24 protein-coding genes are annotated in these 25,146 nt (G+C 39.9%); 8 read left to right on the top strand and 16 right to left on the bottom strand.

Annotation, left to right across the window (positions count from 1 at the left end):
* Nucleotides 1–21: 21 nt before the first annotated feature.
* The 6 genes from OQX61_RS11830 to OQX61_RS11855 all read right to left on the bottom strand — a co-directional run bounded on the left by OQX61_RS11830 (nt 22) and on the right by OQX61_RS11855 (nt 3,994).
* A complete protein-coding gene (locus OQX61_RS11830; protein WP_265841888.1) occupies nt 22–600 on the bottom strand; it encodes an RNA polymerase sigma-70 factor in 579 nt (192 codons plus the stop codon).
* Between the two features lie 653 nt (nt 601–1,253).
* Entirely contained in the window at nt 1,254–1,550 is a 297-nt protein-coding gene (locus OQX61_RS11835) for a hypothetical protein (protein ID WP_265841889.1), read from the bottom strand.
* Between the two features lie 16 nt (nt 1,551–1,566).
* Nucleotides 1,567–2,253: a glycosyltransferase family A protein gene (locus OQX61_RS11840; protein ID WP_265841890.1), complete on the bottom strand. Its 687-nt coding sequence runs from the start codon at nt 2,251–2,253 to the stop codon at nt 1,567–1,569.
* Nucleotides 2,250–2,912 carry a glycosyltransferase family A protein gene (locus OQX61_RS11845; protein ID WP_265841891.1) on the bottom strand — a complete coding sequence of 221 codons (663 nt, stop codon included), beginning with the start codon at nt 2,910–2,912 and terminating at the stop codon, nt 2,250–2,252. The genes OQX61_RS11840 and OQX61_RS11845 overlap by 4 nt, the downstream gene beginning before the upstream one ends.
* 31 nt (nt 2,913–2,943) lie before the next feature.
* Nucleotides 2,944–3,201, bottom strand: a complete 258-nt coding sequence (locus OQX61_RS11850) for a hypothetical protein (RefSeq protein ID WP_265841892.1) — start codon at nt 3,199–3,201, stop codon at nt 2,944–2,946.
* Between the two features lie 76 nt (nt 3,202–3,277).
* Nucleotides 3,278–3,994 (bottom strand): glycosyltransferase family A protein, encoded by a 717-nt coding sequence (locus tag OQX61_RS11855; RefSeq protein ID WP_265841893.1) that lies wholly within the window; start codon nt 3,992–3,994, stop codon nt 3,278–3,280.
* 159 nt (nt 3,995–4,153) lie between these two features.
* Between OQX61_RS11855 and OQX61_RS11860 the strand changes: the two genes are divergently transcribed.
* Both OQX61_RS11860 and OQX61_RS11865 read left to right on the top strand, forming a co-directional pair.
* Nucleotides 4,154–4,762: a hypothetical protein gene (locus OQX61_RS11860; protein ID WP_265841894.1), complete on the top strand. Its 609-nt coding sequence runs from the start codon at nt 4,154–4,156 to the stop codon at nt 4,760–4,762.
* A 55-nt stretch (nt 4,763–4,817) separates the two neighbouring features.
* The gene (locus OQX61_RS11865) at nt 4,818–5,693 is read left to right on the top strand and encodes a glycosyltransferase family 10 (protein WP_265841895.1); all 876 of its coding nucleotides are present in this window, start codon (nt 4,818–4,820) and stop codon (nt 5,691–5,693) included.
* A gap of 64 nt (nt 5,694–5,757) precedes the next feature.
* On the opposite strand, the gene OQX61_RS11870 is transcribed toward OQX61_RS11865, so the two are convergent.
* Nucleotides 5,758–7,380 (bottom strand): ATP-binding cassette domain-containing protein, encoded by a 1,623-nt coding sequence (locus OQX61_RS11870; RefSeq protein ID WP_265841896.1) that lies wholly within the window; start codon nt 7,378–7,380, stop codon nt 5,758–5,760.
* A gap of 92 nt (nt 7,381–7,472) precedes the next feature.
* On the opposite strand from OQX61_RS11870, the gene OQX61_RS11875 reads away from it, so the two are divergent.
* The 3 genes from OQX61_RS11875 to OQX61_RS11885 are packed head-to-tail and all read left to right on the top strand — an operon-like array spanning nt 7,473 to nt 9,168.
* Nucleotides 7,473–8,090 (top strand): hypothetical protein, encoded by a 618-nt coding sequence (locus OQX61_RS11875; protein ID WP_265841897.1) that lies wholly within the window; start codon nt 7,473–7,475, stop codon nt 8,088–8,090.
* Between the two features lie 43 nt (nt 8,091–8,133).
* Nucleotides 8,134–8,712, top strand: a complete 579-nt coding sequence (locus OQX61_RS11880; RefSeq protein ID WP_265841898.1) for a nitroreductase — start codon at nt 8,134–8,136, stop codon at nt 8,710–8,712.
* Between the two features lie 3 nt (nt 8,713–8,715).
* The gene (locus tag OQX61_RS11885; RefSeq protein WP_265841899.1) at nt 8,716–9,168 is read left to right on the top strand and encodes a 3-oxoacyl-ACP synthase; all 453 of its coding nucleotides are present in this window, start codon (nt 8,716–8,718) and stop codon (nt 9,166–9,168) included.
* Here OQX61_RS11885 and OQX61_RS11890 read toward each other — a convergent pair.
* The 3 genes from OQX61_RS11890 to OQX61_RS11900 all read right to left on the bottom strand — a co-directional run bounded on the left by OQX61_RS11890 (nt 9,165) and on the right by OQX61_RS11900 (nt 11,999).
* The gene (locus OQX61_RS11890) at nt 9,165–9,956 is read right to left on the bottom strand and encodes a glycosyltransferase (RefSeq protein ID WP_265841900.1); all 792 of its coding nucleotides are present in this window, start codon (nt 9,954–9,956) and stop codon (nt 9,165–9,167) included. The two genes, OQX61_RS11885 and OQX61_RS11890, sit on opposite strands and share 4 nt — an antisense overlap.
* Nucleotides 9,957–10,236: 280 nt before the next feature.
* Nucleotides 10,237–11,103, bottom strand: a complete 867-nt coding sequence (locus OQX61_RS11895; protein WP_265841901.1) for a polysaccharide deacetylase family protein — start codon at nt 11,101–11,103, stop codon at nt 10,237–10,239.
* Nucleotides 11,104–11,111: 8 nt separating this feature from the next.
* Nucleotides 11,112–11,999, bottom strand: coding sequence for a polysaccharide deacetylase family protein (locus OQX61_RS11900; protein WP_265841902.1), 888 nt, complete (start codon nt 11,997–11,999; stop codon nt 11,112–11,114).
* Nucleotides 12,000–12,236: 237 nt separating this feature from the next.
* Here OQX61_RS11900 and OQX61_RS11905 point away from each other — a divergent pair, with 237 nt between their 5' ends.
* Nucleotides 12,237–14,735 (top strand): DPP IV N-terminal domain-containing protein, encoded by a 2,499-nt coding sequence (locus tag OQX61_RS11905; protein WP_265841903.1) that lies wholly within the window; start codon nt 12,237–12,239, stop codon nt 14,733–14,735.
* A gap of 451 nt (nt 14,736–15,186) precedes the next feature.
* Here the strand turns inward: OQX61_RS11905 and OQX61_RS11910 are convergent, their stop codons facing one another.
* Both OQX61_RS11910 and OQX61_RS11915 read right to left on the bottom strand, forming a co-directional pair.
* Nucleotides 15,187–16,290, bottom strand: coding sequence for a C1 family peptidase (locus OQX61_RS11910; protein ID WP_265841905.1), 1,104 nt, complete (start codon nt 16,288–16,290; stop codon nt 15,187–15,189).
* 218 nt (nt 16,291–16,508) lie between these two features.
* Nucleotides 16,509–17,150, bottom strand: coding sequence for an outer membrane beta-barrel protein (locus tag OQX61_RS11915; protein WP_265841906.1), 642 nt, complete (start codon nt 17,148–17,150; stop codon nt 16,509–16,511).
* Between the two features lie 377 nt (nt 17,151–17,527).
* Here OQX61_RS11915 and OQX61_RS11920 point away from each other — a divergent pair, with 377 nt between their 5' ends.
* Nucleotides 17,528–19,135 (top strand): glycoside hydrolase family 130 protein, encoded by a 1,608-nt coding sequence (locus OQX61_RS11920; protein WP_265841907.1) that lies wholly within the window; start codon nt 17,528–17,530, stop codon nt 19,133–19,135.
* Here OQX61_RS11920 and OQX61_RS11925 read toward each other — a convergent pair.
* Together OQX61_RS11925 and OQX61_RS11930 are read right to left on the bottom strand one after the other, a co-directional pair.
* Entirely contained in the window at nt 19,132–20,136 is a 1,005-nt protein-coding gene (locus tag OQX61_RS11925; RefSeq protein WP_265841908.1) for a glycosyltransferase family 4 protein, read from the bottom strand. The two genes, OQX61_RS11920 and OQX61_RS11925, sit on opposite strands and share 4 nt — an antisense overlap.
* Nucleotides 20,137–20,138: 2 nt before the next feature.
* Nucleotides 20,139–22,436 carry a glycosyltransferase family 4 protein gene (locus tag OQX61_RS11930; RefSeq protein WP_265841909.1) on the bottom strand — a complete coding sequence of 766 codons (2,298 nt, stop codon included), beginning with the start codon at nt 22,434–22,436 and terminating at the stop codon, nt 20,139–20,141.
* A gap of 122 nt (nt 22,437–22,558) precedes the next feature.
* Between OQX61_RS11930 and OQX61_RS11935 the strand changes: the two genes are divergently transcribed.
* Entirely contained in the window at nt 22,559–23,770 is a 1,212-nt protein-coding gene (locus OQX61_RS11935; protein WP_265841910.1) for an MFS transporter, read from the top strand.
* Between the two features lie 74 nt (nt 23,771–23,844).
* Here the strand turns inward: OQX61_RS11935 and OQX61_RS11940 are convergent, their stop codons facing one another.
* Entirely contained in the window at nt 23,845–24,471 is a 627-nt protein-coding gene (locus OQX61_RS11940; protein ID WP_265841911.1) for an outer membrane beta-barrel protein, read from the bottom strand.
* Nucleotides 24,472–24,502: 31 nt separating this feature from the next.
* A complete protein-coding gene (locus OQX61_RS11945; protein ID WP_265841912.1) occupies nt 24,503–25,129 on the bottom strand; it encodes an outer membrane beta-barrel protein in 627 nt (208 codons plus the stop codon).
* Between the last annotated feature and the right edge of the window lie 17 nt (nt 25,130–25,146).

Raw genomic sequence — 25,146 nt, forward strand, 5'->3', positions numbered from 1 at the left:
CCAGATGGGAATGGAAAAAAATTATTTGTTTAATAATAACATTAAGAAAGCGAAAAGGGACAACCTGCTTCTTAGTATTTTTAAGGCATTTGTGATTTGATTTTTGACTGTTTTTTCAGAGAGACCAAGTTTTTCTGCGATCTCTTTTCTTGATAAATTGGTTTTTCGGCTTAACTCAAAAACTTCCCTCATTTTATCTGGTAAAGCAGCTATTTCCTTTTCAATTATTTTACTGAATTCTTTGTGCCTGATATAGTGGTCTGTAATGTATTCGCCCTGATCAATAAATTGATTTAAAGAATCCTTGTAATCTGTTCTTACTTTTTTATGATCCAGCAGGTTCATGAATTTATATTGGACCGCTTTATAGAGGTAAACAGAAATGGAGCTATTAATGGTAATGCTGAATCTTTTATCCCATAAGTACAAAAACACTTCCTGGACAATGTCTTCTGCATCATCATTATTTTTGACAATTTTGCAGGCATAGAGGTATAATAACCCTTGAAACCGCTTGTAAATCTCACTGTAAGCTACAAGATCCCCCTTTTTTAATAAAGTAGTTAACTCAAAATCGGTAAATGATTGATAAGAGGTCATGAGTGAAATTATATATTTTTTGCCCAAAAAACAATAAACCCGGGAAAGGTTATTTCCCGGGAGTTCGATTTTAATTAAGAAGCTTCGCTAACTAAAGACTTTTAAGGTAGACAAAGAATGGATTGCCTTCAGGTTGCGGAGTAAGGGTAGCTTGTGCATTAGCGATGTACTGGGTAACGTCACTAAAACTCAAGCTACCTGGAATTGTAGAGGTGTCATCTAAATAAACGGCACAAATAGTACTTCCATCTGTACATGATGGGGGTAAAGTAGTTTTTCTGTAACTTCCTGGAAGAGATGGGTCTCCGAAGTTATACGAATACCAATTAGCCATAATATATAATGCTTTTATAAATCAAAAAGCAATAAAAACTTTAATTTGTGCCTACTCTGTTAAGGATTTTCGGCTTCCTCCTGTTTCGCCTGTTAACTAACAGACTATCGCCGCTTTTTTTTAATCCAAATCAATTTGCTGCAGCAAAGAGATAGGCTTAAAATGAGCATTGATGACTTACTATAATTCCGGAGATCATAGCAAATGTCTTTATTAAAACTCCTATTCTGTTCAGGGTTTTCGGATCCCCTTTTTTCTTATACTAATTTACGTCATGTTACTTTCACCAGTTGGGCCAAATGACCCAAAGTTGAAATAGTTATATTTTTTCAATTGCTCCGGAAGCAGGTCTCATAGACATGCGTACTTCTAATGGAACAGGAGGAAATATTGAAACAGGCTGGCCTTTTCCTTTAACCAGGGCGCGGATAATATAAAACAGCAATCCAGGAGTGCCTTCCAGATCCGGTTTTCGATCCGGATCATTAGGTATTTCATCGGCAAAAATTGCCGATAAATAAGGGCCGTCAACAGTTTCTGGTGCAGCTGTTAAAATTTTGTAACTCTCCGGACTACAGATATCCAGGTCATTATTGATGAATTGATACCAGGGCATAGCAATTTTTGTTTGATTAAGGCTTACTCTGTTCAGGGTTTTCAGCTTTCCCCTCATAACTAACATTCATCGACCCTAGAGCATGTTTTTTATGCCTGGAATCTTCAAATGGTTTTAAAGTCGTATTGTGCGCATGGAGTGTTGCAATAAATCCATCTACATAATCATGGGCATATATTGTGGCTCCGGTATTCCAGATGTAATCATAGTCTTCTCCAATTTGTAGGTCTTTAAAAGGATGTTGTTGCCAGAATTCTTTTTTGTAAACCATCGTAGCCCCGGCCAGCCATGGACGCTCTGTTTTTTTATCAGCTACATTCCAGAATTTCCCAACTAATGGAGAGAAGAAGGTAATCTCATTCAAACCGCAAATGTCTGCACCTGAAGATTCGATTGCGATTAACTGTCTGCTGATCCAATCAGCGGCATACCAATCATCATCGTCCCAATGCATAATAATTTTCCCTTTTGCTTCTTCACAGGCAAGATTTCGTTTTATGCCAATGGTGTTGACTGTTTCTTTATAGAAATATCTGATTCGGTGGTGTTTGGGAATTAAGTCCCGTACAGACTCTTTTCCATCATCCATAATGATCAATTCCGCATTGCGATAATCTTGATTTAGAAAATTATCAATAGCCAGGGGAATAAATTTAGCCCGGTTTGCCGTTGGCATAATACAGGATACATAGGGTATGTTCATGACGAAGCCGGTTTATTTGGGTCTTTCCAGGTTGTTCCATTTTTCTTATGGCGAATGTCTTCTACGGGCTTAATACTCGTATTGTGTGCATGAAGTATACTTACAAAGCCAGTCAAATAATCTAAAGCAAAAGTTTTTGCACCAGTATTCCATACAAAATCATAATCTTCTCCCACCTGGATATCTATAAAAGGATGCGCTTGCCAAAAGGATTTATGATAGGCCATCGTTGCACCACATAGCCATGGTTTTTCCATATCCTGATCTTCATACAGCCAGCGTTTATCTATGGATGGAGAATAGAAAATCACTTGATTTAATCCGGTGATATCTGCCGCAGAAGTATTTAAAGCAATAACTTGTCTGCTGATCCAGTCAGGGGCATACCAGTCGTCATCATCCCAATGTATAATGATCTCACCATTTGCTTTTTCACAGGCATAATTTCTTTTCACACCAATGGTACCTAAAGGATCAGTATAAAAGTACCTGATTCGAGGGGTATCCGGGATTAGTTGTGATGCAGGTTCTTTCCCATCATCAATAATCACAAGCTCAGAATTGGCATAATTCTGTTCCAGAAAATAACTGATGGCCAATGGGATAAATTTCTGCCTGTTGGCCGTTGGCATGATGCAGCTGACTAGTGGTGAAATCATAATATGTCCTTTTATTAAGTTGTTGTTTCTGTTATTTATATCTTAAATACACGTATTTTTTAGCATCAGTGGGGTATTCTGGTTGTAGCTGGCCAGTAACCATTGCTTTTTTTATATATGCCTGAAGTTGGAATGAAAGTGGGTTTTCGGGATAGATTCCTTCACCATCTGCATAAATTGCGCAGATTTCATTTCCGCATAAACAAGTATGTTGAACTGTCAGTCTTCTATAATTGGAAAAGAGGGTTGGGTCTCCATAACCTGTAAAAACATACCATGATTTTGCCATTGTATTTTAGATTTTGTTTATGTTAAAATTAAATAAACCTATATTTCGAAATAGGGCCAAATGACCCAAAATCACATTAGTCTTTGTATTTGTTTTCCAGTAAATATTGATCAAGCTCAATAATATCTTGAATGGTCTCATTAATGTCCGTTAAACCTTCAGCATTTGGGAATTTGAAATGGTGGGATCTCCGGTTTTTCCATAACCTATCAAAAATATAGATGTACAGATGTGAAGCATTACTGATTTGGTAGAGCACATTTTTACTAAAAAGGTAACTATTGATTTCACGGGCATTGGGTTCTTCTAAATAAGTAAGACAGGCCTCAAGCATGATCTGCTTGTCGCAGAGTAAGGATTCTGGCCAGGTTTTAAACCTGGATTCATAAGTCATTTGATATTTCAGATCATAAAGAAGAATCTTGCTAAGGAAACTGCACCTAAACGGACCGTTTTCTAAAACGGAGTATTGAGTCGTGATCCTATTGGAATGATGCCAGTGTTCATCGTGCCACATACATATAAACTCTCCATTTGCAATTTCGATCGCGGCATTTCTGGCTGAACTGGTAGTATCCGCTCTATCCCGTTCCAGCCTGATGATTTTTGTAACGTAGTTTTTCCTGAGCTGATTTAGAATGTCTATGGTAGGAGAATCATCCTTTGGATACGAGATGACCAATTCCGTATTGGGGTAGTCTTGTTTAATGAAACAGGATAGTGCCCTTTGTAGTTCAAATGGCTTGTCGCCAGTGATACAAATACAAGATATTAATGAGGGATTTGAATTCATGAGCTGTTGTATTTAATTAGTTTACACTAAGTTAAGTACAAGAGGGTACTCCAGATAGGGTCAAATGACCCAAAATTTAATGGGATTATTATGGCCCTTCCAATTTTGATAACTTGATGCTATTGATGAAAATTAAAGGCTTTATTAAAATAATAGTATATGAGGTTAATCAGGGAAATCAATAGTCATGAAATGTTGCGTCGCTGGGCAATTGCGGAAGTTTATGTGGAATATTTGGATTTTATAAATGAAACCGTTCCCCGGGAAACGTTGCAACTACTGTATTCAAATGATCGGAATCTAGAGAAAAAGGGAATCAGCAAATCCTTGAAACTACATCATTTATCATTAGTCGACTGCTTACCATCAGACGTTTCCTGGTATTTAGCAGGATTGGAAATTACAAAGAGGGAATTTAATAAACTACAAACAATAGGAGTAGAGGGCTTTGCAAAAATGACAAATGCGAGCTATCAGGTTGCTGATGCTGCAAAAGAACTTCAAAGGAATCCAGGTATGGATTTACGGATTGAAGGTATTAAACAAGCATTGCAAACAGGAAGTAAGGAAGTACAATGGTTGGGGATAACACTTCTTGCCTCTGGTATTGAAGGACCTTTTACTATTGTAGAAGGGAATGGAAGGCTGATCAGTTTGTATCAGCTTCTATTTCTGGAAAACAATCAAGGTCTGCAGAATTGTGAGATGGAAGTGGTATTGGGAATATCGGATGAAGAACTTAAGATTAATGTGAAGTACCTGGATTAAAATTCTGAAATGGAAAGAAATGATTTAGAAATATCAATTGATAACCCACCTGAATATGAGAATTAAATTTTTCGCCAACTATGATCGCTCAGAAAATATCCTTGAAAGATTCAAGGCCAATTATGAAATTTATGATGATGAATTGAGCTTTACCACTGGTGAGAATTATGATTATGCTGTGGTGTTTAACTATACAGCGGAAAGCATCAATAGTAAAGCGAAAATAATCACGGTAGTTCAGGAACCGTCCTGGAGTCCGGCTCATGTCAATACTTATTTTTTAAGTAACAGTGATTATCTGATTGTCCATGATCAGCAATTATTTGAAGAGACTCATCATATCAAATTGGGCAGGAAAGTTATAGAGCGCCCCGCTTACCTATTTTTCCATGACCATGTAGATAAATCCTTGTTTCTGGGAAACAAATCGATCCGGAAGCCTAAAAAGCTGTCTATGATTATGTCTTCGTTAAGTTTCCATATCGGTAATTACACAAAACGGATGCGATTGCTTCGGGAGATTCTTTCTTCAGATCTGGATATTGACATTTACGGTAAGGGATTTAACATTACTGACGAACGGTACAAAGGATTCATAGCACATAAACACACAGGCTTAATGCCTTATGAATATTCTATCGCCATTGAGAACTCCAATGAAAAGAATTACATCACTGAAAAGTTTGTAGACTGTGCGATCTGTGATACCATCCCGATCTATTGTGGTGCGCCAAATATCGCAGAGGTATACAATGAAAAATACTTCCGTACCCTGGATCTGGATAGCCTCAGCATCATAGAAGACCTAAGAGAAATTATTAAAACCCCTGCAGCGATACCGGGAGAGGATATGGACAATAACAAGAACAGGTACTTTCAGCAGCGAAATCTTTACCGCTTACTCAAAGAACTGGTCTATACCGATGTTTAATCAGACGTCCATAAAAAAAGGGGGCTAACAGGCCCCCTTTTAAATTATTTATACATTTCTGCAATTATTTATACATTTCTGCTCTTAGCTGAGCAACATCCGGACTCGTAATATAATCGTCGTAAGTCATCATTTTATCAATTACACCTTTAGGCGTAATTTCGATGATTCTTGTTGCTACCGATTCTGTTAAAGCATGATCTCGTGAAGTAAACAAAGCGGTACCTCTGAAATCTTTTAATCCGTTGTTTAGTGCCGTGATCGACTCTAAATCCAGGTGATTCGTAGGCTCATCTAATAACAATAGATTCGCATGTTTTAACATCATTTGAGAGAACATACAACGCATTTTCTCACCACCTGACAACACTTTCACGTTTTTCAAAACCTCTTCACCGGAGAACAACATTCTACCTAAGAAACTTCTTACAAACTGCTCATCCATTTCTGTACCTGAATACTCACGTAACCAATCTACCAGATTTTCATCTTTTCCTTCGAAATAAGGAGTGTTGTCGTTAGGAATATCTGCCATACTAATGGTGATACCAAACTTAAATTCACCTGTATAGTTAGGCTCACGGGCAGTTAATACATTATAAAAAGCAGTCGTCGCTAAACTGTTCTGAGATAGAATAGCCACTTTATCTCCTTTATTTACCATGAAGCTGACGTTTTTAAACATCACATCTCCATTTAAAGTACAAGAAAGGTTTTCAACCTGTAGAATCTGATCACCAGCTTCTCTACCCAAATTATTGAATAAAATTGCAGGATATTTTCTGCTTGAAGCTTTAATTTCCGAGATATCAATTTTATCTAAAGCTTTCTTACGGGAAGTTGCTTGTTTCGACTTCGAAGCATTCGCACTAAAGCGCTGAATAAATTCCTGAAGTTCTTTAACTTTCTCTTCCAGTTTTTTATTTTGATCACCACGTTGTTTCAAAGCAAGTTGGCTAGACTCATACCAGAAGGTATAGTTACCCGAGTAAATGCTCATTTTGCTGAAATCAATGTCAACGATATGCGTACATACCGCATCTAAAAAGTGTCTATCGTGAGATACAACCAATACGATAGTTTGGTAATCAGCAAGGAAGTTCTCTAACCAGGCGATGGTTTCAATGTCCAGATCGTTGGTAGGCTCATCCAGTAATAACACATCAGGATTACCAAATAAAGCTTGTGCCAATAATACACGTACTTTTTGGGTACCATCAAGTTCTTTTAGTTGCTTATAGTGGTGTTCTTCTTTAATTCCTAAATTGCTCAACATGGTAGCAGCATTGCTTTCCATATTCCAGCCATCCATTTCTGCAAATCTGTTTTCCAGCTCACCAGCACGCTCACCATCCTTGTCGGTAAAATCTTCCTTCATATAGATGGCATCTTTTTCCTTCATGATGTCGTACAATTCCTTGTGACCCATCATCACCGTTTCAATCACCGGAAATTCATCAAACTCATAGTGGTTTTGTTTTAAAACTGCCATACGTTCGCCTGGAGTAAAAGCCACACTACCCGAAGTTTGGTTTACTTCTCCTGAAAGAATTTTAAGGAAGGTGGATTTACCTGCGCCGTTCGCCCCAATTACACCATAGCAGTTGCCATGCGTGAATTTTAGGTTCACATCTTCAAATAAGGTACGTTTTCCGTAACGGAGGGATAAGTTAGAAACTGAAATCATATTGCTGATAAAATAAGCCGCAAAGGTAGTTATAATTTATAAAATGATTTGAATAGGGATTTATTAGTTTTGACTAATCTAATTTCAATAAGGTGACGAAGGATGAATTAACAACGCGATTGGGCGCTTCTATGGGGGCTAAAATGGTAAAGGTGATTTCAGATATTGCCGGTACGCGGAATTTGTATCGTGATTCTGAAGATGGCTTTACCGTTAAAGATGTGATTGACCTGACCTTTCATTCCCGGAAAGAGCTGGCTTTCAGGGCGGCATGGCTACTGGAACACATTTTCTTCAATTACTATTGTCTGGGAGATCATCTGGGTTATTTTCTGAGTCGGTTTACAGCACAAAAACACCCTGGCCCGATGCGACACTACGGGAAAATACTGGCCTTTATGACCAGTAAACAAGCGAAAGGCTTACACCCCGGACAATTAGAAAAGATAGATTTTGAACCACTCATCGGTTTAATGTTCGATTGGCTGATTGATGAAAAGGTTTTGGTGGCGACTAAAGTACATGCCATGCAGGCACTAGCCAACCTCGCGCCGCGATATCCCTGGGTTAAAGACGAATTACTGGAAACCATTGCCCATCTGGAAGATCTGGAAAGCGTTGCCTTTTATGGAAGGGCAAAACAGGTCAAAAAACAGCTTAAAAAGATCAAGCCGGAAAACAATGACCATTTTCAACAAAAGGAAAGCTGATATTGCTACTTTTGCCAATAGTTATATCCAAGCAGAAAGATTCATGGAAAAAGAAATAGATATATTAAGTCGTATTATTCAACGCCGCCGTAGTATTTTCCCAATTAGCTATACGGAACAGGAGATTCCGGTAGAATTGATCAGGCAGGTGTTGGAAAGTGCAAATTATGCCCCTACACATAAGCTGACGGAGCCATGGCGTTTCATTGTTTTCAGAAATGAAGGTAAAATGAAACTAGGTGCTGAATTAGCCAGATTATATAAAGAAACCATACCAGCGCATCAGTTCCTGCAAAAGAAATACGATAGTATTCTGGAAAAAGCTGCACAAGCAAATTGTATCATCACTTTAAATGCGGCTTTACATGCAGATAAAGTCCCTGAATGGGAAGAGCTTGCTGCCCTTGCCTGTGCCGTGCAAAATATGGCATTGACGGCAGAAGCTTTAAATATTGGTGCTTACTGGAGTTCCCCGGGGCTGCTTGAAGCGCTTGGTAGCTTTTTAAATCTTGAAAAGAATGAAAAATGCTTTGGCCTTTTCTATATGGGTTACCATAATGAAGCGCCAAGAGACGCAAAAAGAACTCCGATAGCAGATAAAGTAAAATGGGTAGAATCATAAGTTATGCAAGACATTAAAGAAAAATTATACCTGCTTTGTTTGAACTTCATAGAACAAAGAATCCATACCGCAGAGACGGCATTGGAACAGTCGCGTGAAGCGAGTAATGACGATACCAAGAGTAGTGCAGGGGACAAGTTTGAGACTACGCGGGAGATGATGCAACAAGACATCAGCAGGAACAAAAGGCTGTTGATGGACGCGCAACAAAACCTGCAATTGCTAAATTCTATCAAAGAGACGCCCTCAAATGACAAAGTAAGAAACGGAAACCTGGTTTATACCTCCGAAGGTGTTTTTTACATCAGCATCAGCGCCGGACAATTAAAACTGGATGGCGAAAGTATTTTTGCGATTTCTGCCGCTTCTCCAATAGGCAACCTGCTGATTGGTAAAGAAAAAGGCGCATCTTTTGATTTTAATGGTAAACATTACCTGATTAAAGAAATAATTTAATCCATCACGGAGCTTAGATAATCATATCGGATCTCCTCAAAATCTCTCCCCCAGTCTGGGTTATTAAAGTCCTGCTCGTCTGGAGTAAATGCTTTATTGATCAGGTCCGGGGGAAGGGCTAAGATTTTACTTGCTCTGGAAACGACCCCATCAGTTTCATCTTCGCGATGCAGAATCAATGCTGTTGCTACCTCTGCTTTCCGAACGCCAATATGTTTTAATTTTGCGCGTAAGTTATCATCCTCTCCGCCCCAGATGTTGAAAGCTTCCGTATAACCTGCTACTTTTTCCAGCTGCTCTTTTTTGGTTAAAATGCTGCCATAATTGGAAAAACGCTCTGTTTCCACGGTGTGCGGACCAGCTTTGTAAGTGTAATCGACAAAAGCAACTCTACCGGCATAGAAGTAATCTTCATACAATTCAGCAGCGTACTTTAAATGGTAAATTACGTCTGTAAGAAATTCACATTCCGGATCAACTACCATGATGTATTTTTTTGTGGCATGTCTAATCCCTACGTTCCAGGCTTTGCATGGATTTCGCCATTCATGGTCGTTACGGTTTACAATTACCCGCCAGTTGATATCCGGATATTCTCTGATAAAATCAATTAACGCTTCGCATTCCGTAGGTTCATCTAATGCAATGATGACCTCTATCCCATTTCTCTGGAAATAAGGGGCGTTGACCGGTAAAACTCTTCTAAAGTCTTTCATTTTTTTATAAAATGACATCACAACGGAGATGTCATAATCTTCAAACTCGGTGTTATTGAGAATATGATCCATAATTCAGGTTTAAATGAATACGAATTTAATGTATTTGCAATGTGCAAATAGGGTCATATGACCCAAAATACCAGGGCTTATCCGGGAGCGATGAAAATATGTAAATCAGAATTAAATAAACATTAGGTATGGAAATACATTTAATCAGTTATGGCGATAAGAAGTGTGAGCTCCAGAGTTGATATTCGAAAAAGAATTGAAAAAAATGAGCACATAAAAAAAGGTATGCTTTACTATATTTAGTAGCGCATACCTCTTTTATAAATTACAATAACAACTGTTATTTAAAGCTTTTATTGATGCTGTTGTATAGATTTCTGGCAGTGTAAGTCCCGGGGTCTATAATCCGGCGGATGGTAAACAAAGGATACTCAGGATCTCTTTTCGTTGACAAGATAAAAGCAGCTTTAAAGCCATGCTCTTCCAGTTTATGTAAGTTTTCGGCTTTGGAAACCCCGTAAGGGTAGGCAAAGTATTCCACCTTTTTGCCGGTAATCGCTTCCAGTGTTCTGGTTGGCTTATCGATCTGAATTTCCCAATCCTCATCTGTGAAATCCGCAAAGTTTTTATGGTTCCAGGTGTGACTGGCAATCATATGCCCATCATCGGAAAGTTCCTTAATCTGCGCTTTACTCATATATCTAGGTCGGCCAATGGAAACGGTCATGATAAAGAAAACGCCTTTAAAGCCATTTTTTTTCAACTCTTTGGCACCTACTGTATATTGATCAAGATCGGTATCGTCAAAAGTGATCATAATTGGCTTTTCAGGAAGTTCTTTCCCAAAATTCAGATAGTCGTACAGCTCATCCGGCAAAATGGTATGATAACCACTATCTGCCAGCATTTTCATGTGCTGACTGAAATTTGCCGGCGGAATGATGTCATCATGCGCACGTTTTGAATCACTGGCTTTCCAGTCGCGGATTTGATGGTAACAAAGCACCGGTACTTCTTTTTTTGCCAGTACTTCTGCTGCACTTGCTTTTTTACCAGCTCCGGCAGCAGAAGAAGTAATCCCACTTGTAGCAGTCTGATTACTGCCTTTTGATACGAATGAATTCTCTTTTTCAGCTTTACTATTTTCCACACAGGAAGAAAAAAACAGGACCGGGAGCACGGCCAGTGTGAACAGTATATTTCTCATTTTAATCCTTAGAAGCTGTTTTTGATGCTATTGCTTAATGTTTTTGAAGTCCAGTAACCGCTGGCGATAATCCTTCTGATGGTATACAACGGGTCATTTTCATCACGTTTTGTAGCCAGAATAAATGCAGATTTCATTCCTCTCTTTTTAAGCTCCGGAATGGCCTCAGGATTCCATAATCCGAATGGATAAGCGAAATGCTGAATCTTTTTACCTGTAATTTCTTCCAAAGTTTTGGTTGGTTTTTCAATTTGCGTTACCCAATCCTGTCCCTGGTATTTTTTTACATTGTGGTGATCCCAGGTATGAGATCCGATCACATGACCCATATCTGAAAGTTGTTTCACCTGGTCTCTGCTCATATAATTTGGTCTGCCAAGGGAAACTGTCATTACAAAAAACACACCTTTGAAACCGTATTTTTTCATTTCCGGTGCAGCAATGGTGAACTGATCTAAATCGGTATCATCAAAAGTCAGCATAATCGGTTTGGCTGGCAATGCAGTACCGTTATTTAAATAGTCATATAATTGATCCGGAAGGATCGTATGGTAACCGCTGTCGGCCAACATTTTCATGTGGTCTTTGAAAGTCGCAATAGGAATGATATAATCTTTAGCCGCTTTCGAGTCTTTTGCTTTCCAGTCGCGCACCTGGTGGTAGCATAAAATAGGTACCTGTTTGCGTGCAAGTATGGTTTTAGCATCCGCCACTTTGATCTTCGAGATATCCGTAGTTGCCGCCGGGCTTTGTTCCGTTGCCGGAGTACCTTCCGTGGTTGTAGTGGTTAAAGAGTCCTTAGGGTTATCACCAGCACCATTGGTCTGTGATTTTGACTGGCATCCTGCAGTGAGCATTACTGCGGCAGCAAGAATAGGGAGGAAGGTATGTTTCATAATTCAGTATTTCATACAAAACTAAAAAATCAATCCTGATTTACTCATTATATTTACAATGTCTGAAGAGAACAAAAATCAGGGTTTCCGATGAGCCCGTAAATCACTTAAAGCGAGGCTTTATCAAGATTTAAAATAATCTTCCAGAATTCGTTTAAACTATCACTTTTATTACAAAAGAATCCGATTTCTTATCACCTTTAATCAATAATTTAGGCGGTTTATTTAAAACCACTAATGAAGAAACTTTACACCCCTCTTTTACTCTCACTTTGTATGGGTTATGGTGCCATGGCGCAAACCAAAACCTTCACCATTACAGAGTCGACAGTAGCTGCTCCGAAAGCCAATTACCAGCTGGCTTCGAGATTCTCACCTGCCAAGATTAAAAAACTGGTTTATTCTACGGCCGTAGATCCACATTGGTTGAAACTGAGCAACAGATTCTGGTATGAATATGAAACTCCGGCAGGAAAGGAATGGTATCTGGTAGATCCATCAGCGAAAACTAAGAAGAAAATGTTTGACAATGCGCAGCTGGCGGCAGAAATCACCACCATCATGCGTGATCCTTTTGATGCACAACATTTGCCATTGGAAAACCTGAAGTTCGCTGCTGATGAGAAGGCCGTTACTTTTGAGGTTAAAAGCTCTGTTGATGAGCTGAAAAAAGATAGAAAAGATAAGAAAGCCGCAGATTCACTACAGAAAAAGATCTTCTTTTTTAACTATGTACTGGCGACAAAAAAATTGACTGAAGTACCTAATTATGCGAAACCTAAGGCAAAACCAACCTGGGGAGCAGTAGCACCGGATTCTTCAGCCATCATCTTTACGAGAAATTACAATTTGTACTGGATGGATAAAGAGAACTACAAGAAAGCAGTCAAGAATGAAGAAGACAGCACTATTGTAGAGAATCAGCTGACGAAAGACGGTCAGAAGTTCTATGCTTACGGCAGCAATGGCGATGGGGAGAACAATGAAGAGAACGAAAAGAACAATAAAAAGAGAAGAAGGGCTTATGTACTATGGTCGCCGGATGCGAAACATTTTGTGTTGAACAGATCCGACAGTCGTAAAGTAAAAGACCTTTGGGTGATCAATAATGTTTCCGCAGGAAGACCAACACTGGAAACATATAAATACCAGATGCCCGGGGAAGCGGAAGCGCCTATCGATGAGATGTTGCTGTTTAATTTTGCAGCTAAAAGCTATAAAAAACTTAATACCCACGCCTTTAAAGACCAGAACTTGTCAGTATGGCCAGCACCAAGCCTGAATAAAGACAGAGACAATGAGTTTCGTCCTTCAATCTGGTTGGGAACAAATAACAAGATTTATTTCGGTCGTACCAGCAGAGATTTGAAGCGTGTGGATGTATGCGCAGTAGACATTCAGAGCGGTGCCCTGACGCCTTTAATAGAAGAGCGTTTCAATACTTACCTGGAGTTAAATCGTCCGGGATTGGTAAATGATGGTAAAGAAATGATTCATTGGTCGGAGCGTGATGGATGGGGCCATTTTTACCTTTTCGATGCTGCCGGAAAATTGAAAAATCAAATTACCAAAGGTGCTTTTCATTGCGAAGAAATCGTAAATGTAGACCATAAAAACAGGGTGCTTTATTTCACTGCCAATGGCAGAGAGAGTAAGGAAGATCCTTACTATGTACACTTGTACCGCATCAATTTTGATGGTTCAGGTATGAAACTGTTAAATCAGGGTGATTTTGACCATGCGATCAGCATGAATGATGAAGCTAAATTCTTTGTAGACAATTCATCCAGGGTAAATACAGCTCCTAAGGCAGTGGTAATGGATAATAACGGTAGGGTAGTGATGAATCTGGAAACCACAGATTTATCCTTGCTAATGGCTACCGGTTACAAATTCCCTGAGCCTTTTAAAGTGAAAGCAGATGATGGCATCACCGATATCTATGGTGTGATGTACAAGCCTTTTGATTTTGATCCCAATAAAAAGTACCCGATCATCGAGTATGTATATCCAGGTCCTCAAACGGAAGCTGTAAACAAGTCTTTCAGCAAAAGCATGGATAGAACAGAGCGATTGGCACAATTTGGCTATATCGTGATTACGGTAGGTAACAGAGGTGGAAATCCTGCACGTTCTAAGTGGTACCATACTTTCGGTTATGGCAACCTGCGTGATTATGGATTGGCAGATAAGAAAGCTGCGGTAGAGCAATTGGCGGATAAAAACAAGTTTATTGATGCGACTAAAGTAGGAATCACCGGTCATTCGGGTGGTGGATTTATGTCTACTGCCGCGATGTTGGTTTACCCTGATTTCTTTAAAGCTGCGGTATCAAATGCCGGTAACCACGATAACAGTATTTATAACCGCTGGTGGAGTGAAAAACACCATGGCGTAAAAGAAGTAATTTCTGCCAAAGGTGACACGACTTTCAAATATAGCATCGACAAAAATCCGGATCTGGCGAAAAACCTGAAAGGTCATTTGATGTTGATGACTGGTGATATTGACAATAATGTGCACCCTGCAAACACGATTAGAGTGGCTAATGCATTGATGAAAGCAGGAAAGAGATTTGAATTTGTAATCGTTCCGGGACAGCGTCATGGTTTTGGTGACTTAACAGAATATACTTTCTGGAAGCTTGCAGATCATTTTAACAAATACCTGATCGGAGATTTCTCGCAAACGGGAGAGGTAGATGTGACAGGGATGGAATTGGAGCCGAAGAAGTAGGTTTTAATTTTTAAAAAGCCAGGATGCTTTTCGTACTCAAATCTTTGTAGAAAAGATTTGCAGGTACTCAAAGCCTTCCTGGCTTTTTTATGCACAAAAAAAACCGGGAAAGGGTAGGGTTTTATGGTCTAATTTGGCCGTGTTTCTAGTGTAGTAATTGAAAAGAATCCCTGCTGTTGCATTTGTGGCCTGATGTTTTGGAGGGTCAAATGTCTCAGGAACATCAGTTGTAATCCGTTGTTTTTTAGTTTTTTTTGTCTTAGGTGTTTAGATATCTGGATATCAATGTATCTTGATGTAGATGTATAGTGATGTAAATATTTGTCTAAAGTAAGATATAAATATTTAATTGCGTCCGGTTAAAAGATGTGGGTTGATTAAAAGCAAAAGGCCTTTGCTCTGATCGTAATCAGAGCAAAGGCCTTTTGTGTTATTGTAAAAAAAACAGGAATTAAATCCCTAATTGCTTTTTCAATTTTGAAGATAATGCTGCTTTCGGCACGACTAAGCTGACTGTGTTAATGGCGAAATAAGGCTCAGATACTTCAATAAATCCCTTGAACGGACCTACCTCACCCCATGAGTTTTTCACTTTGAAGAAGTACTTGCCATCACTTGACTGATCCAACCCGACCAAATGCATCAAATGATCATCCTGAGTTGTCAAATCTTCATACAACTGCTGACGCAATTCCGGTGAATATGCTTTTTCTTTCGCGTTGGGATTTAAAGATTCTGCTTTCACATCTGCATCATCAGCAAATAACATGGCGTAACCTTTTTTCTGCTGGAAATTTTTGCTGCTCACATCCGCATCCCACATGACTGTGTATCCATTTTGAACAGCACTTTTGGTAAGGCTGATCATCTCATCAAGAGGAATATTGTAAAACGAACCATTGGCAAAGTTATCCGGAGCTTCCAGTACGAAAGTCGAGTAATAAGGATGGTGGGTAAAAGAAGAAATGTTTACATAATCGTTCGCATCAAACTTCAGTACCTCTTTGGCGAAAGTTTTTGGCGTGTAGTTTTTTCCTTTATAGTCAAAATTTGCCGGAGGAGTACCTAATTTCTGATCCAGGATCTGCTCGTAACCAGAAAGCCAGTTGGCGGCAACCGGACGTTTTTTCAATACGGTGTCCAGGTAGCTTTTAAGCGATTGCTCCAGGCCGCTATGGTCCGGGATTTCTCCCGTTGCTCCCTGAAAAGCCTCTTGAGGCATGGCGCCATAAAGTGCAATTGCCCTGATCAGGTCATGGCCTAAACCACCTTCCCCAAATTGCGCTTTCCCCTGACGAAGTATATAGTTTTTCGCTTTCTCAATATAGATGTTTCTAGCTGGAAACATCTCTGAAAGGTTAAATTCGCCCATTCCTTTGCGCATTTCTTCCGATTCGATTAATGAAGTGGTAGAATAGTTCCAGCAGGTGCCGCTTTGGCCCTGGTTTTTCACGACTGTTGCCGCATTGTCTTTAATCGTTTTTAACGGTTTTTCCTGAGCAAAGCCAGATAAGCCGAAGCCGATACCACAGGCAATTAAAAGTATTTTTTTCATCAGTATATAAGTTTTTTTAGGATTAAGAAGCTATCAGGCGCTATACACAATGCTGTTGTGAACATGAGCTCATGAGGGTTTCTTAAATGATAATGGTTAGTTAGTGGTTTAATCCACAGCTAAAATAGCGAAAATCAGGAAAATATAAAGGGCTTTAACGCATAAATGCCCGAAGAATATCTCCGGGCATTTATAAAAATCTAAATTAAGTAGAGTGACTAGAAATGGAACTGAACACCGATTTTTGGAGAGAAGAAATTAGCACCAAAACTAAATTCATCGTAACCAGCACCTTTCATTTTGTCGCCATTAGCATCTTCTTTACGAAGTGTATTGTAGTTTAATCCGTTTAATGCGAATTCAATACCGATTTTCTTAGTCGGGTAGAAGGCAAAACCCGGAGATAAAGCTACCCCGATTTCGGTAGTACTTCCAGTTTTAGCACCTGTATGACCGTCTGCATCTACTGCTTTGTCTTTACCGAAAGCCATTGGTACTGATAATTGTCCGAAGAATTTGAAAGACTCAGAAAGGTTAGCATAGTAACGACCAAATGGATTAACTACGAAAGCCGTGTTTTTAACACCGTTTCTTAAGGTTGTATTGTCCGGACCCGCAACACCATTCGTTTTACTGTAACCATATCCAATACCAGTACCTACTGCGATGTTATCAGAAACAAAGTAACCTACACTTGGTACGATCTGGAAACTGCTGTTCGATTTTGCACCTGCAGCATCACTCTTATGTGTGTCAAATGCAACATTACCACCTACAATAATTTTTCCTTTTTCAGTTTGTGCCTGAGCGCCAAATGCGAATGCTGAAACTGCAACTAATGATAATAATAATTTTTTCATTTTCTTGTTTTTTAAATGATTAATCTGGTCGTTTTTGTTTTGTAATTTCTGACCATCGATGTCATATAGTCAACACTTATGCCAAACGACACCCAGCCTCTGAGCGCAGGAATCAGTAATTTTCGTAACTCATTAATTGATAATCAAATAGATTTTAATGGAGGAAGTCATTATTATTTTCTGGTGACAATCGACTGAGTATTGTCATTTTAGGGTCTGGATGTTCGCTTGTCATCCTGACTATATTTGTATGATTGTCAGGTTTTGTTGTGTGCTTTTTCAGACAAGTACTGACAAAAGGCAGGACAAAAAAATTTTTATTTAAAAAAATGTATAATTTCATAAACCTTTTTGCCACAATAAAACGTTAGTAACACATGAGATTATCTGTAGAACGAAAACCGGTTAAAGTATATCCTGATCCAAAACGTGTGATTGCACGTTTTTTCTTCAACGGCGAAGAGCGGGCAGTGGAAGTCGTAAAACACGTATTAGCACTTACCGATAAAGAAGTGTTTGGTATCATCTCTCCCTTGTTGCAGGAATATTCAAAAAGGCACAGGAACATCACAAAGATTCTGACCAGACACTGTAAAAAGGTGGTTAATGCCATTACAGAAGCAGGATATGATCCGGAGTCTCTTGATAAATACCAGCGATTACTGATCGGTTCTTATTTTACACATGAATATTCTATAGAATCTGCCGCCTTTTTCAATCCTTCTATTGTAGAAGATCCTGACCAGTCGGAATTGGTAGAAGGCGAAAAAAGAGTCATCATTAGTTTTAGAGCAGTGGGAGAGGGTCACATCTCTTCAGTCGTCTTTAGAAGAGCGCTGATTGACAAAGACAATAACATTACCGTTATTCCTGCAGGAAACTATATTGACGAAGCAGAGGTGGTTAAAAACGCCGTTTATAACAAGAAGCTATTCCTTAAGAAAGCCGCAGATTCTAAGATTGACATAGAAATACTTGATGAACTGGGACATAAACTAGAAGATAAATTTGACTACGCCACCCTGAGACGGATTATATTGGATACCAAAAGTTTGCAGGAAGACGAGCTGAGGAAACTGGAATACGATAAAATTTTATGGCTTTCTGATACTTATCACGAAATCAGCTTTTCCAGAGATACCGATATTTCTGACCGTGTTATCTTCCCGATCTCCGAGTTTGAAAGGAAAGGAATTGAAGATGCACGATTTGTCCGCTTTGTGAAATCTGACGGATCAGTCATTTACTACGCCACCTATACCGCTTTTGATGGCGCGATGATCATGCCTAAATTACTTCAAACTACAGATTTCTACGATTTTAAAGTTAGTCCACTACACGGTATTGGTGCGCAGAATAAAAATCTGGCTTTGTTTCCAAGAAAGATCAATGGAAAATATGTGATGATGTCCAGAATAGACGGCTGGAACAACTACCTGATGTATTCTGACAAATTAACGGTTTGGGATAATCCCGTGAAACTGCAATCGCCAAAGTTCCCCTGGGAATTTATACAAATCGGGAATTGTGGTTCTCCGATTGAAACCAAAGACGGCTGGCTGGTGATCACCCATGGTGTAGGACCAATGCGCAGATATTGTTTAGGTGCCAGTTTATTTGACCTGGAAGATCCTTCCATAGAGATCGGGAGACTAAACGAGCCGCTCGTAATCCCAAATACAGATGAGCGCGAGGGTTATGTGCCCAATGTATTATACTCTTGTGGATCAATCATCCATAATGGAGAGCTGATCATCCCTTATGGTTTATCCGATTATTGCTCTTCTTTTGCTTCTGTTAAAATAGAGCTGGTTTTAGACCGCTTGAAAAGCTCTGAATGCCTGATCAAAATGGCGGAAAGAAGAGAAGCGCAGGACGATGTTTTAATTACTGAGGAAAATGCCGGTTTACCTGTAGAAAAAACTGCCGCACCTACTGCGGTAGAACAAGGGAAAGAAAAACCAGTCCATCAAAAACATCATTAAGTTAAGATATGATGGTAAAGGGTAATGTAATCCTTTACCATTGTTTCTTGCGAAAACCGACTCAATGCCCATTCTCTACAGGTTTTTCTATGAATACGATCTAATTTTCCAATTGCTTCCACCGCTTCCTCCACATTTTTTACTAAAAACCCGGTCTCCTGATCTTTGATTAATTCCGGCATGGAACCCCTGTTGAAAGCGATCACAGGTGTCCCACAGATCATGGCTTCGGCTACACTTAATCCAAAGGGTTCTTCGAAATTTATAGGGTGTAATAAGGCCGATGCATGTTTTAGCAACTGGTTTCGCTCTGCAGGGCCGGCAGCTCCGACAAATTCAATATCGCCATTTAAAAAGGGGGCAATCCGGGAATTGAAATAATCCTGATCCTGAATAATGCCTGCAATGATCAGTCGTTTGTTGCTTTGGATGGCAATTTGTATCGCTTCAGCAGTTCCTTTATCCGGGTGAATCCGCCCAAAAAACAAAAGATAGTCTTCAGGAACCGCATTAAACTCAAAAGAGGAAGGATCTATCCCATTGTATACCGTTTTAAGGTATTGTAGCTCAGGGTGGCGATCTGCATCACTAATAGAAACATAATGACCCCGGGAATTATACTTCTGATACACCGGAATGATCTTTTCTGAAGAAAAACCATGTATCGTGGTGATCATTGGAGTTTTGATTAACCTGGTGTAAGTAAGCGGCAGAAAGTCGTAATGGTTGTGTATCAGGTCAAAAGACCCCGCTTTTTCCATCAGGTTACTGATGTGGAGGCATTCTACGACTTTCGCATCCTGATTCCTGTTTTCCTCATATCCTTCCGCGATCACTGCATCAAGCTTTCCGGAAGTCAGCGAATCACCAGTTGCAAAAAGCGTAACTTCCAGCCCTGCCTCAACCAAACCCTCTGTTAAATTTGAAGCCATCTGCTCCCATGGCCCGTAGTGCCTTGGAGGAGTTCTCCAGGCTACGGGCGCCAATACTGCGATTTTCATACTTAAATCAGACGGTTATTTTCTTCTGTTTTCTGAATACCAAATAACTCTCCGTCCTGAATGTATTCATACTCAGATTCTAAAGCCCTAAGCACGATTAAATGGGAGATCCAGTAAGCCAGTGTACTTTCTGCACCCTGATTTCTGTTGACGCCATGGGGCTGTAAGCCATCACCGCAACCTTTCGTTTCATGGTCATACAAAGGTAGGTGCAAGCTGTTTTCGCCCAAAAACCATTGATAACACAAATACATTTGTTTCACGTAGCTCAGGTCCAGCGTAATTTCATAAGCTTTGAAATACATCAATACCATGGCCATCGTTTCAATTGCCTGCTGATCGTAAAGGGCCATTTGGCCACCTTCTTTAAACAGCCAGCCATCATTACCTACCGGATTCAGATAGCCGTCGTACATGGTATGTCTGGATAAGAACTGCATACTCTCTAAAGCCATGGTCAAAGATTCTTCGTCCTTGCTTACCTCATAATGGCAAAGTAAGGCCAGTGGAAGAATGCCGTTGTCGTAGGTCATTTTGTCCTCAAACCAATGCCAGTTATCACTGCGGTTTAAGTTGTAAGCGGCTTTTAAGGGCACAATCAACAGGTTCATCTGCTCTTTAATGTGTCCGTCGTAAGGGTGGGCTTCCAGGTATTTCCCCAGTCCGACAACCGTATTTGCAATTCCCCTAAGGTGAGTTAGTTTGCTGAAATGTGGTGCAGATTTCAGGAAAAGATCTTTGGCAAATTCCCTGTAAGAATTATTTGGCGCATTACTGATCAGGTAACCTAATGCCCATACCGTACGACCAAAAGAATCTTCAGAGCCAACCTCGTCCAGATATTCCCGTTTAAAGCTGAGGAAATTTCTGAAATTCCCATCGTCACACTGCATGTATTGGATGAAGCTTAAATAAATGGGTAGTAACTCTAAAGCAGCTTTACTTTTATTTTGCTGGTAAGCTAGAATAGCAAGGATGAGCGCCCTGGAATTATCGTCCAGGCAATAACCTTCTTTGAGGTTTGGAATTCCATATTTTGCATGCTGCACAATACCGGTGTCATCGGTTAAGCGGTGCACGTGTGCCAGACTAAAAGCTGGCATCATGTCCGGGTCAATGATTTGTTTGCTACCGTTTTCTTTTTCGGAGAGATATTTGGAGACCGCCTCTTCAAGCACGTCAATATACACCTGACCAGTACTTGGCCAGCGTAAATGCAGGCCATATTCATAGGCATTGCTGCGCAATTTCTTCAATTTAACTTCGTCCTCAAACAAGTCATTTACGATTTTCGCCAGTCCATCTGCATCTCTGAAATCAAATAAGTGTCCCCTGTTATCGGCAAGCAACTCCTGCGCATGCCAGTAAGGGGTAGAAATGACCGCTGCACCGGCGCCTACAGCATAAGATAAGGTACCACTGGTAATCTGCGCCTCGTTCAGATAGGGGGTAATATACATGTCTGCTGCAGTGAGGTAATCAAACAACTCTTCTTCTGAAACAAATTTCTTAATGAAAGTCAGGTTGTTGGATACATTCAGTTTTTTTGCCAGTTTTTTCAGACTGTCCCGATACTCTTCTCCTGAATTTTTGATGACACCAGGGTGGGTAGTCCCCAGAATCACGTACATGACATCCGGATTTTGTGCCACGATTTTTGGCAAGGCCTGAATCACTGTTTCCAATCCTTTGTTCCTGCTGATCAGTCCGAAAGTAAAGAGCACTTTTTTATTTTTGAAAGCCAGGGATTGCTTAACCGGATTGTCAGTTTTGGCTTCCAGATCCGGAACACCGTGTTCAATCAATTGTATTTTTGAAAATGGAATCCCATAAATACCCGTCAGGAAACCTACTGCACGGTGACTCATCACCACCACTCTGGAGGAGTGTTTTGCAATTTCCCTGATAATCGTCAGTTGCAGATAATTTGGGTCTTTTAAAATGGTATGGAAAATTGTGATCAGTGGTTTTTGTAACCTGGCAATTAGAGGCAGGATATAGTTGCCACTTTCACCACCATAAATTCCGAACTCATGTTCGAGAATACAGGCATCAGCCAGACTGGTATTGATGTAATCTGCTGCGCGGATATAATCTTTTTGATTTTCCTGGCGGATGATGTATTTTACTTCTTTAGGATATTCATATTCGTGTAAATGTTCTGAATCATTCATGGCCACTACAAAACTGTCGCCGGATATAGCCACTTTATCATGTCCAATTGCGCGTAGCAAGTTATGGTTAAACGTAGCGATGCCACATTCACGTGGTGGATAGGAAGAAATATAAGCGATTTTCATAATAACATACGTTTTTTAAGCTATTAACAATGGAGGTTCCGGAGATCGGGAGATCTCATCCCTAACAACATATGCGAAAGGGGATTGTTTTTTATACCTTTGAGGTTAATTATAGTTTTATTATGAATCCTGCTCCTTCTACGGGAAAAATGGTAGAAAATACCGTATTCCCCATTCTTTTCGCAATCAGTTTCTCGCATTTACTAAATGATACCATCCAATCTTTGATTCCTGCCATTTACCCGGTAATTAAAGAGAGTTATAAGCTGAGTTTTTCACAGATTGGTCTGATAACCCTAATGTTTCAGATGTCTGCCTCCATATTTCAGCCTTTTGTAGGAATGTATACCGATAAAAAGCCGCAACCTTATTCTTTAGCGATAGGAATGGGGTTTACACTGATTGGATTGGTCACATTGTCGCTTTCTGACGGCTTTTATATGATGTTATTGTCTGTAGCATTAATTGGAACAGGCTCTTCCATCTTTCACCCGGAAGCATCCCGGATGGCACATGCGGCCTCGGGAGGCAGACGAGGCCTGGCGCAATCTATCTTTCAATTGGGTGGAAATGCAGGAAGTTCTTTAGGACCTTTGCTGGCTGCCTGGATCATTGTACCGCAAGGACAATTCAGTGTGATCTGGTTTTCTTTAATCGCATTACTGGCGATTCTGATTTTAAGCAGGGTAGGAAGATGGTACAGAGGACATATGCTGAACAAAGCAAAGCAGGGCGCTTCCACAGAAGTGGTTGCCAGTAGGTTCTCCAGGAAGAAAGTCATCTTTGCCATCTCTATTTTATTGGTGCTTATTTTCTCTAAATACTTTTACATGGCCAGTCTGACCAGTTATTTTACGTTTTATGTGATCGAAAGATTCCATGTTTCCGTGCAGACTTCTCAATTGTACCTATTTGTATTCTTGTTTTCTGTAGCCGCAGGAACACTGATTGGTGGGCCTGTTGGCGATCGTTTCGGACGTAAATACGTGATCTGGTTTTCGATACTGGGTACCGCGCCATTTGCTTTAATGCTGCCTTATGCCAACTTATTCTGGACAGGCGTATTGATTGTGCCGATCGGTGTGATTCTGGCTTCGGCTTTCTCTGCGATTCTCGTTTATGCACAGGAGTTGATTCCTGGAAAAGTAGGATTAGTATCGGGATTGTTTTTCGGTTTTGCCTTCGGAATGGGAGGGATAGGCTCTGCCCTACTCGGAAAACTAGCAGATAACACCAGTATCGCTTATGTGTTTCACATCTGTTCCTTCTTGCCGCTGATTGGCTTGCTAACCGGTTTCCTGCCAAATATTGAAGCCAGTAAAAAGAAAGCATAAATTATTTTTTTTTCATAAAAATCCCCCAAAAAAGTTAAAACTTAATGGGGGATTTTTAATAGAAGGGCTATTGCTTAAAAGTGATAATTCACTCCAATTAAAGGGTTTAATGTACTTAGACCAAAGTTAACGTGATCATTAGTGAATTTTCTCGTATCGGGGTATCCAACTGGTTTTGTAACGGATTTTGAGTAACCGACAAAAGGGAATGACATTTCTATTGCCCATTTCTTAGTCGGAAAGAAGGCTAATCCCGGTTGTAAGTTAGCACCATAATCCTGACGTCTTTCGTATTGCTCTCTTGCAAAATCTGGATTTTGGGAGCCTTTTAATTTGTTAGTGTTCCAGGATACTTCAAATTCGGTAAAGAATCTAAAACGTTCCGTGATCGTTAAGTAGTAACGGGCAAAAGGAGCAACTCCAAAAGAAAGGTTCGTATTCTTGTTGTTTGGTACATTCTGTTGTTTAGTTTGGCTATATCCAACACTTAAATTGGTTCCGATAGCAAAATTATCACCAATGAAATAACCTGCTTTTGGGGAGAATTTATAGGAATGAGTTTTGTACTCACTCATCGATCCTGTTTTATCTGAGCTAAAGTTGAAATGACCGCCGATCAGGGCTGTTCCTTTTTCTGTTTGTGCTTGTAGGGTAAATATGCTGGTGGATAATACTGCTATGGCAGCTACGAATTTTTTCATGTGCTTGTAAAATAATAGTAAGAAATGTTAATTATAGGTGGTAGTTGACGCCAATAGACGGACGGATGGTATTGAAGCCAAAATTAAATTGATTGGATCCAACATAATGTTTGTTTTCAGCATCGTCGCTGAGATCCTTCACCTGGGTATTCGAGTAATCAAGCAGGTTAAAACGTAGATTTACAGACCATCTTTTAGCGGGTAGAAAAGCAAGTCCGGGGGCAAGCGCTGCACCATACTCCTTGTATTTGCTTTCTTTACGGTAATACGGCTCGTGGAGCGCGAATTCTTCGGAATTTCCAATACCGGCAGCCAGCGCAAACTCAGCAAAAAAACTGAACTCAGAACTGATGTTTAAGTAATAACGGATAAAAGGAATTAAGGCATAAGAGGATTGCTTTTGAATGTAGTTTGAAGCGTTAATCTTGTTGGAGTAGTACCTTAGGCTGGTACCTATAGCGAGGTTGTCTTTAATGAAATAACCAGCTGTTGGGGAGATGCTGAGACTTTTCAGTTTATGGTTGTAAAACTGGCTTTCCTGGTTGCTCCTGAAGTAGCCTACGTTACCCCCGATCATCAACCGCCCTTTTTCAAGCTGCGCAGTTGCAGCTGTTCCGACGGCGCATAGTGCGGCCATCATGATAATTTTCTTCTTCATGCTTTGATTTCATTTGT

It is taken from the genome of Pedobacter sp. PLR (genome assembly GCF_026239675.1).
Classification (GTDB): domain Bacteria; phylum Bacteroidota; class Bacteroidia; order Sphingobacteriales; family Sphingobacteriaceae; genus Pedobacter.

Bases quoted from the DNA above. Each gene is read 5' to 3' on its own strand.
- OQX61_RS11900 (WP_265841902.1), bottom strand. From the start codon at position 11,999: ATGAAACATACCTTCCTCCCTATTCTTGCTGCCGCAGTAATGCTCACT.
- OQX61_RS11945 (WP_265841912.1), bottom strand. From the start codon at position 25,129: ATGAAGAAGAAAATTATCATGATGGCCGCACTATGCGCCGTCGGAACA.
- OQX61_RS11835 (WP_265841889.1), bottom strand. From the start codon at position 1,550: ATGCCCTGGTATCAATTCATCAATAATGACCTGGATATCTGTAGTCCG.
- OQX61_RS11890 (WP_265841900.1), bottom strand. From the start codon at position 9,956: ATGGATCATATTCTCAATAACACCGAGTTTGAAGATTATGACATCTCC.
- OQX61_RS11930 (WP_265841909.1), bottom strand. From the start codon at position 22,436: ATGAAAATCGCTTATATTTCTTCCTATCCACCACGTGAATGTGGCATC.
- OQX61_RS11940 (WP_265841911.1), bottom strand. From the start codon at position 24,471: ATGAAAAAATTCGTAGCTGCCATAGCAGTATTATCCACCAGCATATTT.
- OQX61_RS11850 (WP_265841892.1), bottom strand. From the start codon at position 3,201: ATGGCAAAATCATGGTATGTTTTTACAGGTTATGGAGACCCAACCCTC.
- OQX61_RS11925 (WP_265841908.1), bottom strand. From the start codon at position 20,136: ATGAAAATCGCAGTATTGGCGCCCGTAGCCTGGAGAACTCCTCCAAGG.
- OQX61_RS11840 (WP_265841890.1), bottom strand. From the start codon at position 2,253: ATGAACATACCCTATGTATCCTGTATTATGCCAACGGCAAACCGGGCT.
- OQX61_RS11885 (WP_265841899.1), top strand. From the start codon at position 8,716: ATGCAAGACATTAAAGAAAAATTATACCTGCTTTGTTTGAACTTCATA.
- OQX61_RS11910 (WP_265841905.1), bottom strand. From the start codon at position 16,290: ATGAAAAAAATACTTTTAATTGCCTGTGGTATCGGCTTCGGCTTATCT.
- OQX61_RS11915 (WP_265841906.1), bottom strand. From the start codon at position 17,150: ATGAAAAAATTATTATTATCATTAGTTGCAGTTTCAGCATTCGCATTT.
- OQX61_RS11880 (WP_265841898.1), top strand. From the start codon at position 8,134: ATGGAAAAAGAAATAGATATATTAAGTCGTATTATTCAACGCCGCCGT.
- OQX61_RS11865 (WP_265841895.1), top strand. From the start codon at position 4,818: ATGAGAATTAAATTTTTCGCCAACTATGATCGCTCAGAAAATATCCTT.
- OQX61_RS11905 (WP_265841903.1), top strand. From the start codon at position 12,237: ATGAAGAAACTTTACACCCCTCTTTTACTCTCACTTTGTATGGGTTAT.
- OQX61_RS11935 (WP_265841910.1), top strand. From the start codon at position 22,559: ATGAATCCTGCTCCTTCTACGGGAAAAATGGTAGAAAATACCGTATTC.
- OQX61_RS11870 (WP_265841896.1), bottom strand. From the start codon at position 7,380: ATGATTTCAGTTTCTAACTTATCCCTCCGTTACGGAAAACGTACCTTA.
- OQX61_RS11920 (WP_265841907.1), top strand. From the start codon at position 17,528: ATGAGATTATCTGTAGAACGAAAACCGGTTAAAGTATATCCTGATCCA.
- OQX61_RS11845 (WP_265841891.1), bottom strand. From the start codon at position 2,912: ATGATTTCACCACTAGTCAGCTGCATCATGCCAACGGCCAACAGGCAG.
- OQX61_RS11895 (WP_265841901.1), bottom strand. From the start codon at position 11,103: ATGAGAAATATACTGTTCACACTGGCCGTGCTCCCGGTCCTGTTTTTT.
- OQX61_RS11830 (WP_265841888.1), bottom strand. From the start codon at position 600: ATGACCTCTTATCAATCATTTACCGATTTTGAGTTAACTACTTTATTA.
- OQX61_RS11860 (WP_265841894.1), top strand. From the start codon at position 4,154: ATGAGGTTAATCAGGGAAATCAATAGTCATGAAATGTTGCGTCGCTGG.
- OQX61_RS11855 (WP_265841893.1), bottom strand. From the start codon at position 3,994: ATGAATTCAAATCCCTCATTAATATCTTGTATTTGTATCACTGGCGAC.